The sequence below is a fragment of the Streptomyces sp. NPDC028910 genome, from assembly GCF_055564955.1.
In genome coordinates this window covers 147857-157265 of the sequence record NZ_JBVHVF010000019.1, presented here as the reverse complement: position 1 = coordinate 157265, position 9409 = coordinate 147857, and the positions used below count along the sequence as shown (strand labels likewise).

Genomic DNA, 9409 nt, shown 5'->3' with positions numbered 1-9409 from the left:
GGGGGGGGGGGGGGGGGGGGGGGGGGGGGGGGGGGGGGAGGGGGGGGGGGGGGGGTGGGGGGGGGGGGGGGGGCCTCTCCCCCCCCCCCCCCCCGCCGCACATCACCCGGGTGGCCCCGCCCCGCGGCGGCCGCCCGTACGGCCGGCGCGACCGGGAATCCGGCCCGCACGGGCGTGGCTTGTCCAACCCGGCCAACCACGGAAGGGTGATCCTTCCGTACAGGCGGAAATCCGGCCCGTCAGCGCCACTACACTGCTCAACACATACGCGTCAGGCCCACAGTGTCGTGCGTCTTCCACGCGGCTACCCCCTCCACCGCCTGCGGCCGTCGGGACGGCCGTCCGCACTGGACTTGTGAGGACCCACGTGAGCTCGAAACCTGTCGTACTCATCGCCGAAGAGCTGTCGCCCGCGACCGTCGAGGCGCTCGGCCCGGACTTCGAGATCCGGCACTGCAACGGCGCCGACCGCGCCGAGCTGCTGCCCGCGATCGTCGACGTCGACGCGATCCTCGTCCGCTCCGCCACCAAGGTCGACGCCGAGGCGATCGCCGTGGCCAAGAAGCTGCGGGTCGTCGCGCGCGCCGGCGTCGGTCTGGACAACGTCGACGTCTCCGCCGCCACCAAGGCCGGCGTGATGGTCGTCAACGCCCCGACCTCCAACATCGTGACCGCGGCCGAGCTCGCCTGTGGCCTGCTCGTCGCCACGGCCCGCAACATCCCGCAGGCCAACACCGCTCTGAAGAACGGTGAGTGGAAGCGGAACAAGTACACGGGCGTCGAGCTCAGCGAGAAGACCCTCGGCGTCGTCGGCCTCGGCCGCATCGGCGTCCTGGTGGCCCAGCGCATGTCCGCCTTCGGGATGAAGGTCGTCGCGTACGACCCCTACGTACAGCCCGCGCGCGCCGCCCAGATGGGCGTCAAGATGCTGACGCTGGACGAGCTCCTCGAGGTCGCCGACTTCATCACCGTGCACCTGCCCAAGACCCCCGAGACCCTCGGTCTCATCGGGAACGAGGCCTTGCACAAGGTGAAGCCGTCCGTCCGCATCGTCAACGCCGCGCGCGGCGGGATCGTGGACGAGGCCGCGCTGTACTCGGCCATCAAGGAGGGCCGCGTCGCCGGCGCCGGCCTCGACGTGTACGCGAAGGAGCCCTGCACGGACTCCCCGCTCTTCGAGCTCGACCAGGTCGTCTGCACCCCCCACCTCGGCGCGTCCACGGACGAGGCCCAGGAGAAGGCCGGTGTCTCGGTCGCCAAGTCGGTGCGCCTCGCGCTCGCCGGTGAGCTCGTGCCGGACGCGGTCAACGTCCAGGGCGGCGTCATCGCCGAGGACGTCCGTCCCGGTCTGCCGCTCGCCGAGAAGCTCGGCCGCATCTTCACCGCCCTCGCGGGCGAGGTGGCGGTCCGCCTCGACGTCGAGGTCTGCGGCGAGATCACCCAGCACGACGTCAAGGTGCTGGAACTCTCCGCGCTCAAGGGCGTCTTCGAGGACGTCGTCGACGAGACGGTCTCCTACGTCAACGCCCCGCTGTTCGCGCAGGAGCGCGGTGTCGAGGTGCGCCTGACCACCAGCTCGGAGTCCCCGGACCACCGCAACGTGGTGACCGTCCGCGGCACCCTGTCGGACGGCCAGGAGGTCTCGGTCTCCGGCACGCTCGCGGGGCCGAAGCACCTGCAGAAGATCGTCGGCGTCGGCGAGTACGACGTGGACCTGGCGCTCGCCGACTACATGGTCGTGCTGCGCTACACCGACCGCCCCGGCGTGGTCGGCGCGGTCGGCCGCGTCCTCGGCGAGGCCGGTCTGAACATCGCGGGCATGCAGGTCGCGCGCGCGGAGGAGCACGGCGAGGCGCTCGCCGTCCTCACGGTCGACGCCGAGGTACCGGCGAACGTCCTCGCGGACATCGCCGCCGAGATCGGCGCCGCCTCGGCGCGCACGGTCAGCCTCGCCTGAGTCCGCTCGGGCCGCGCCACGGCGGTATAGCGGCATAGCGGTATAGCGACATAGCGGTATAGCGACATGAGGAAGGGCCCGGGGGGTGATCCCCGGGCCCTTCCGCGTTCCACCGGCCCCGCCGCACGGATCAGTTGTACGTCGCCTCGTGGACCAGGATCCCGGCACCGTCGGCCGGCTCCGCCGCGGGCGGGGCAGGAGCTTCGGTCCCCCGCATCAGAGCCGCGGCGACCACGGCCGCCCCGAGCAGCAGCGCCGTGCCGCTCCAGGCCGCGTACTGCATTCCGTGGACGAAGGCCTCCCGGGCCACGGTCAGCACCTGCCCGCCGGCCGCCCCGCCGATCTGCTGGGCGGTGGCCACGGCACCGCCCAGGGTCTCCCGCACGGCGGGCTCGGAATCCTCCAGGTCGCCGCGGTAGACCGCGGTGCCCAGGCTGCCGAGGACCGCCATGCCCAGGGCGCCGCCGAACTCCGCCCCGGTCTCCAGCAGGGAGGCGGCGGAGCCGGCCTTCTCGGCGGGGGCCGAGGCGAGCGCCATGTCGGAGACCAGGGACATCACGGTGACGATGCCCGAGGCCAGTACTCCGGAGCCGGTCAGCAGCAGCCACAGCGAGGCGGTGTCCACCAGGCCGACCAGGGCGAAGCCGGCGGCGGCGAGGACGAACCCGCCGGCGATGACGTAGGCCCGGTCCACCTTCTGGGCCAGGGCGGCCGAGAGGGGGGCCGCGGCGCCGATGACGACCGAGGGGGCGAGGCTCCACAGGGCGGCTTCCAGGGTGCCCATGCCCAGCACCGACTGGAGGTACTGGGTGGTGAAGTAGGCCGAGCCCATCATGGCGAAGGCGGCGACGGTGTTCAGGCCGATGCCCGCCCCGAGGCCGGGGCCGCGGAACAGCGCCCGGCCGACCATGGCGTCGTCACGGGTGCGCTGGCGGCGGACGAAGGCGTATCCGAAGGCCAGGCCGACGGCGAGGCAGAGCAGGTAGAGGGGCTCGAAGCCCTCGGCGGCGATCTCCTTGAGGCCGTAGACGACCGGCAGCACGGCGGCCATGGACAGCGGGACGCTCAGCAGGTCGAAGCGGCCGGGGGCCGGGTCCTTGAACTCGGGGACCAGGACCGGGACCAGGATCAGCAGGAGCAGCATGGCGGGCACGTTGATCAGGAAGACGGAGCCCCAGGAGAAGTGGTTCAGCATCACACCGCTCAGTACCGAGCCGAGTGCGATGCCGCCGGTCATGGCTCCGGACCAGATGGCGATGGCCCGGCCGCGCTGCTGGTCGTCCTGGAAGAGGTTGCGTACGAGGGCCAGCGTGGAGGGCATCAGGGTGGCGCCGCCGATGCCGAGCAGGACGCGGGCCGCGATCAGCATCTCGGCGCTGGTGGCGTAGGCGGCGCCGACCGAGGCGAGGCCGAAGGCGGTGGCGCCGATCAGCAGCAGTTTGCGGCGGCCGATCCGGTCGCCGAGCGAGCCCATCGTGATCAGCAGGCCCGAGAGGGCGAAGGCGTAGCTGTCGAAGATCCAGAGCTGCTGGGTGGCGCTCGGGTCGAGCTGGTCGGTGATGGCCGGGATGGCGAAGTAGAGGACGGAGACGTCCATCGAGACCAGGAGCAGGGGCAGCAGGAGGACGGTGAAGGCGGTCCATTCGCGGCGGCCGGCGCGGGGCGCTGTGGCGGCGGGGTTCGTCATGGGCAGGAACATACAGGCGTATTAAACGGCTGTCTGTGACGAGCGTATGGAACTGGTGTCTGGGACGGCTGTCTTGCTACCGTGTGGCCATGGGACATCGCGAAGATCTGCTCGACGGCGCCAAGAAGTGCCTGGTCGAGAAGGGGTTCGTGCGCACCACCGCGCGCGACATCGTCAGCGCCTCGGGGACGAACCTGGCCTCCATCGGCTACCACTACGGCTCGAAGGACGCCCTGCTCACCCAGGCCTTCATCGGCCTGATGGAGGAGTGGGGTGCGGTCTTCCAGGACGGCCTCGAAGGTGAGGGCGGCTCGCTGGAGCGCTTCCGCGCGCTCTGGGAAGGCGTGCTGGCGCAGCACGAGAAGTCGGGTCCCGTCTGGGCGGCCGGCCTGGAGGTGGCGCTGGGCGGGGACCAGCGGCCCGAGCGTCGGGCCATGCTGGCGGCCTCGCAGGCCGAGGCGCGCCGGGGCCTGATCTCGATGCTGACCGGCACCCCGGAGGACCAGCTCGACGAGCGGGACGTACGCACGCTGGGCACCTTCTACCAGGCGCTGCTGAACGGGCTGATGATCCAGTGGCTGTTCGACCCGGAGTCGGCGGCCACGGCGGAGGAGTTCACCGAGGGCATGCGCCGGGCCGCGGAGGCGATGACACGCTCCCGGGGGTGAGCGGAGCCGCAGCGTCGCTCACACGGTGATGAGGACCTTCGCGCGGGCGTGCGGCCCCTTCGAGGTGGTGAGGAGGGCCATCGGCCCCACCAGACTGCCCCCTTCGGGCCCACCGCCACCGGAGAGCACGAGCGTCCCCCCGGGTGTCTGCGCGCGTCCGCACTCGGCCGGCGAACGGAAGGCCCATGCTGTTCGCGACGGTACGCGACCGGTGCCCGCCCGGGCATCGGGGCAACCCCCAAGTGAGGGCCGGATTTCGGGTCAGGTCAGGCGGACGGCCTTGAGGGCCATGTGGAGCAGCAGGCGGTCCTCGCCCGCGTCCAGGTCGAGGCCGGTCAGCTGCTCCACGCGGCCGAGGCGGTAGTAGAGGGTCTGGCGGTGGACGCCCAGGGCGGCCGCCGCCCGGCCCGCCTGACCGGCGCAGTCAAGGAACACCTCGGCGGTGCGGGCGAGTTCGCGGTGGGCGGGGGCCAGCAGGGCGCGCACCGCCGGATCGTCCACCGGGTCGGCGGCCAGGGCGGCCAGCAGCCGGTACGGGCCGATCGCCGACCAGTGCGCGACCGGGCCGAGCCGGGGCTGCGCGACGGCCGCCCGGGCCGCGGCCACGGCCTGCTCCCAGGCGGCGGGCAGCGCCGCGAGACCCCGGACGGGATCGGCGACTCCGGCGGTCATCCGGTGGGCGGGTCCGGGGTCCCGCGCGGGTCCGGCCTCCCGGGAGCCTCCGGGATCCGGGGCGGCCCCCGCCGCTCCGGCCGTGCCCGCCGTCCCTGCCGTCCCTGCCGTCCCTGCCGTCCCTGCCGTGCCCGCCCGCCCCGGCGCGCCGGGCAGCAGCCGGGCCACCGCCGTCAGGGCCGGGGCCAGCGCGTCCGTCGAGCGCAGCCGGAGCAGTACCGCCAGAGCCAGGTCGCCGGCAGGGCCCGTACCGCCTTCACCCGCGTCACGCCCGCCCCGCCGCGGTACGACGCACACGGCCGCCGCGCCCGGTACCGACGCCGGTGCCTCCCCGGGCCACGGCGCCAGGCAGACCACCGCGTGCAGCCCGTCCCCGCCCGGGCCGAGGGCGACCCGCAGTGCGGCCACCGCCATGTCCTGCTGCCAGCCGCGCCCGGCCGTGAGCACCGCCAGGAACTCCCGCGACAGGTCGGCCCCCGCCTTCGCCTCCTCGGCGAGGAGGACCCCGATCCGCTGGGCCACCTCCATGGCCGCGGCCAGCGCCGCCGGCTCGGGGCCGGGCTTGCCGGGCTCCTGGTCGAGGAGCCATACGTAGCCGTGCACGATGCCCCGGTACCGCACGGGCAGGCAGATCCGCCCCCGGAAGACCCCCGCGTCGGGCGCCGCCGGGATCCGGACGGGTCCGGTGGCGCGGGCGATGCCGAAACCCTCGAACCAGGACCGGACGGCCGCCGTCGACTGGCGCGTCAGGATCGAGCGGGTCCGTACGGGATCCATCGCGAGGTCGTCCTCGCTGTCGTGCGCGCCGAAGGCGATGAGGCGAAAGTCCCGGTTCTCCAGGGTCGCCGGGGCACCGAGCAGCGCCGAGATCTCGTCCACCAGGTCCTGGTAATCGCCCTTCACCCGGACATTCTCCCACCCCGGAGCCGGCTCTTCAGACAGATGTATGAGATCCGGGACACGGATGCGTGACAGCTGTCGATGGCAGAGGATCAAAGCGATCCTTAGGTTTCACGGTGGTTTCACTTGCGCTTTTCTTCTGCCACCCGCTGGAGGTGCCCCCGTGCTGGGTCCCGTGATCCTCGCCGCTTCGCGCAGCGACAAGATGCGTCGTATCGTCTCTGCCGCCCCGGTGACCAAGCCCGTGGTGAATCGATTCATCCCCGGTGAGACGGTCGACGAGGTCATCCCGATCGTCGAGGACCTCACGCGCGGCGGCCTCGAGGTCACCCTCGACGTCGTGGGCGAGGACATCACCACGGTGGAGCAGTCCCACGCCGCCCGGGACGCCTACCTCCAGCTCGTCGAGCGGCTCGCGGAGCTCGACCTCGGCGAGAGGGCCGAGATGTCCGTCAAGCTGTCGATGTTCGGCCAGTCACTGGAGGGCGGCCACGAGCTGGCGCTCGCCAACGTGCGCCCGGTCGTCGAGGCCGCGGCCGCCATCGGCACCACCGTGACGCTCGACGCCGAGGACCACACCACCCTCGACTCGATGTTCGCCATCCACGAGGAGCTGCGCCGGGACTTCCCGCAGACCGGCTGCGTGATCCAGGCGTACCTCTTCCGCACGGAGGCCGACGCCCGCCGCCTGGCCGCCGCCGGCAGCCGCGTCCGGATCGTGAAGGGCGCCTACAAGGAGCCCGCCGAGGTCGCGTACCAGGACAAGGCGGAGATCGACAAGGCGTACGTCCGGATCCTGAAGATCCTGATGGAGGGCGAGGGCTACCCGATGATCGGGTCCCACGACCCGCGTCTGATCGCCATCGGCCAGGAGCTCGCGCGCCAGGCCGGGCGCAAACTGGACGAGTACGAGTTCCAGATGCTGTACGGCATCCGCAGCGAAGAGCACCTGCGGCTCGCCGCCGAAGGGCATCGGATGCGCGTCTACACCGCCTACGGGACGGACTGGTACGGCTACTTCATGCGCCGCCTCGCGGAGAAGCCGGCCAACCTGCTCTTCTTCCTCCGCTCGATGATCACCAAGAACTAGCCAAGAACTAGGTCAAGGAGTTACCAGCCCCATGGATGCTGTGACCCAGGTCCCCGCGCCGGTCAACGAGCCGGTCCACACGTACGCCCCCGGGAGCCCGGAGCGCACGCGGCTCGAAGCGCAGCTCAAGCTGCTGTCCGAGAACCCGATCGAACTTCCCATGACGATCAACGGCGTCAAGCGGATGGGCGGCGGCGAGCGCTTCGACGTGGTCCAGCCGCACGACCACAAGTCGGTGCTCGGCACCTACGCCAACGCCACCGAGGCCGACGCGCAGGAGGCCATCGACGCCGCCCTGGCCGCCGCCCCGGCCTGGCGCTCGATGTCCTTCGACGACCGCGCCGCGATCATCCTGCGCGCCGCCGAGCTGCTGTCCGGGCCGTGGCGCGAGAAGCTCGCCGCCTCCACCATGCTGGGCCAGTCGAAGACCGTGCAGCAGGCGGAGATCGACACCCCGTGCGAGCTCGTCGACTTCTGGCGCTTCAACGTCCACTTCGCCCGCCAGATCCTGGCCGAGCAGCCGGTCGCGAACTCCGCCGGCGTGTGGAACCGCAGCGACCACCGCCCGCTCGAAGGCTTCGTCTACGCGATCACGCCGTTCAACTTCACGGCCATCGCCGGCAACCTGCCGACCGCCCCGGCCCTCATGGGCAACGTGGTCCTGTGGAAGCCGTCCCCGACGCAGACCCACTCCGCGGTCCTCCTGATGGAGCTCCTGGAGGAGGCCGGCCTGCCGAAGGGCGTCATCAACCTGGTGACGGGCGACGGCATCGCGGTGTCGGAAGTGGCCCTGAACCACCCCGAGCTGGCCGGCATCCACTTCACCGGCTCGACCAAGACCTTCCAGTACCTGTGGAAGACGGTCGGCAACAACATCGAGAAGTACAAGTCCTACCCGCGGCTGGTCGGGGAGACCGGCGGCAAGGACTTCGTCGTCGCGCACCCGTCCGCGGACCGCGCGATCCTGAAGACCGCGCTGACCCGCGGCTCCTTCGAGTTCCAGGGCCAGAAGTGCTCGGCGTCCTCCCGCGCCTACATCCCGGCCTCGATCTGGAACGACGGCTTCAAGGAGGCCTTCGCGGCCGAGGTCGACGGCATCACCATGGGTGACGTCCGCGACCTGGGCAACTTCATCGGCGCCGTCATCGACGAGCGCTCGTTCGCGAAGAACAAGGCCGCCATCGACCGGGCGAAGGCCGACCCGACCTGCGAGATCGTCGAGGGCGGCACGTACGACGACTCGGAGGGCTACTTCGTCCGTCCGACCGTCATCGCGTGCACCGACCCGGGGAACGAGGTCTTCACGACCGAGTACTTCGGCCCGATCCTCGCCGTGCACGTCTACGAGGACGCCGATTTCGACGCGATGCTGGCGCAGATGGAGTCCGTCTCGGCGTACGCCCTGACCGGCTCGGTCATCGCGGCGGACCGGTACGCGGCCGCGGACGCGATGGAGAAGCTCCGCTTCGCGGCGGGCAACTTCTACATCAACGACAAGTCCACGGGCGCCGTCGTCGGCCAGCAGCCCTTCGGCGGCGGCCGCGCCTCCGGCACGAACGACAAGGCGGGCGCCGCGACCAACCTGCAGCGCTGGACCTCGACCCGCTCCATCAAGGAGACCCTGGTCGCGCCGACCGAGTACGGCTACCCCCACATGGGCTGACCCTCCGGCCCACTGAACCCCGCCCCCGCCCCGGTACCCCCAAGTCCGGAGCGGGGGCGGTTCCATTCCTAGACCTCGACGAGGACCTGGGTCAGGGATTTGCGGACCAGGGCGGGGACCTCGCAGTCCGGCGACGGGTAGCCGATGGGGATGACGGCGAAGGCCTTCTCGTTCTCGGGGCGGTTCAGGACCTGGCCGAGGAAGCGCATCGGGCTCGGGGTGTGGACGAGGGCCGCCAGGCCGCTCAGGTGGAGGGCGGACAGGAGCATGCCGACCGCGATGCCGACCGACTCGTCGACGTAGTAGTGCTTGCGCTTCGTGCCGTCCGGGCCGAGCCAGTAGCGCTGCTGGAAGACCACGACGAGGGCCGGGGCGTCCGTGAGGTGGGTCTTGACGGCGTCCGTGCCCAGGGGGCGCAGGGCGGCGAGCCATTCCTCGCCGAGGCGGCCGTCGTAGGAGAGCGCCTCCTCCTGCTCGGCGGCGGCGCGGATCCGTGCCCGTACGCCCGGATCCTTGACCAGGACGAAGGTCCACGGCTGCTGGTGGGCGCCGGAGGGGGCGGTCGCGGCGCACGCGACGGCGTCCCGGACCACCTGCTCGGGCACCGGGTCGGGGGAGAAGTGGCGTACGGTCCGCCGCTCGTCCATCCGCGCCCGCAACGCGGCGGAGCGGGCGATGGATTCCTCGCCCGGCATCCGCTCGGGCCGGTAGGGGGCGGGGCGGTACGGCTGGCCGTGGGTCGGGGTCCACTGCTGGGTATCGGACGACATGC

7 protein-coding genes are annotated in these 9409 nt (G+C 71.8%); 4 read left to right on the top strand and 3 right to left on the bottom strand.

The genetic code is table 11. The features are described 5' to 3' along the window. Positions 1-367: 367 nt before the first annotated feature. Complete coding sequence (serA, locus tag ACZ4TV_RS23325; protein ID WP_468136670.1) at positions 368-1957, top strand: phosphoglycerate dehydrogenase; 1590 nt, start codon at positions 368-370, stop codon at positions 1955-1957. 130 nt (positions 1958-2087) lie between these two features. Here serA and ACZ4TV_RS23320 read toward each other — a convergent pair whose 3' ends face one another. Further along, on the bottom strand, positions 2088-3644 hold the full coding sequence (locus ACZ4TV_RS23320) for an MFS transporter (RefSeq protein WP_468136669.1): 1557 nt from the start codon (positions 3642-3644) through the stop codon (positions 2088-2090). A gap of 89 nt (positions 3645-3733) precedes the next feature. Here ACZ4TV_RS23320 and ACZ4TV_RS23315 point away from each other — a divergent pair, with 89 nt between their 5' ends. Continuing rightward, complete coding sequence (locus ACZ4TV_RS23315; RefSeq protein ID WP_468136667.1) at positions 3734-4312, top strand: TetR/AcrR family transcriptional regulator; 579 nt, start codon at positions 3734-3736, stop codon at positions 4310-4312. Between the two features lie 261 nt (positions 4313-4573). Here the strand turns inward: ACZ4TV_RS23315 and ACZ4TV_RS23310 are convergent, their stop codons facing one another. After that, positions 4574-5887, bottom strand: coding sequence for a PucR family transcriptional regulator (locus ACZ4TV_RS23310; protein WP_468136666.1), 1314 nt, complete (start codon positions 5885-5887; stop codon positions 4574-4576). Positions 5888-6047: 160 nt separating this feature from the next. Between ACZ4TV_RS23310 and ACZ4TV_RS23305 the strand changes: the two genes are divergently transcribed. Together ACZ4TV_RS23305 and pruA are read left to right on the top strand one after the other, a co-directional pair. Then, entirely contained in the window at positions 6048-6974 is a 927-nt protein-coding gene (locus ACZ4TV_RS23305; RefSeq protein ID WP_468136665.1) for a proline dehydrogenase family protein, read from the top strand. Between the two features lie 31 nt (positions 6975-7005). Next, on the top strand, positions 7006-8637 hold the full coding sequence (gene pruA, locus ACZ4TV_RS23300; protein ID WP_468136664.1) for an L-glutamate gamma-semialdehyde dehydrogenase: 1632 nt from the start codon (positions 7006-7008) through the stop codon (positions 8635-8637). A 68-nt stretch (positions 8638-8705) separates the two neighbouring features. Here pruA and ACZ4TV_RS23295 read toward each other — a convergent pair whose 3' ends face one another. Continuing rightward, positions 8706-9407, bottom strand: coding sequence for a nitroreductase family protein (locus tag ACZ4TV_RS23295; protein ID WP_468136663.1), 702 nt, complete (start codon positions 9405-9407; stop codon positions 8706-8708). Positions 9408-9409 lie beyond the last annotated feature (2 nt).

What these genes read in the sequence shown, in the direction of transcription:
- ACZ4TV_RS23320 (WP_468136669.1), bottom strand. Translation starts at nt 3,644, where the DNA reads ATGACGAACCCCGCCGCCACAGCGCCCCGCGCCGGCCGCCGCGAATGG.
- ACZ4TV_RS23315 (WP_468136667.1), top strand. Translation starts at nt 3,734, where the DNA reads ATGGGACATCGCGAAGATCTGCTCGACGGCGCCAAGAAGTGCCTGGTC.
- pruA (WP_468136664.1), top strand. Translation starts at nt 7,006, where the DNA reads ATGGATGCTGTGACCCAGGTCCCCGCGCCGGTCAACGAGCCGGTCCAC.
- ACZ4TV_RS23295 (WP_468136663.1), bottom strand. Translation starts at nt 9,407, where the DNA reads ATGTCGTCCGATACCCAGCAGTGGACCCCGACCCACGGCCAGCCGTAC.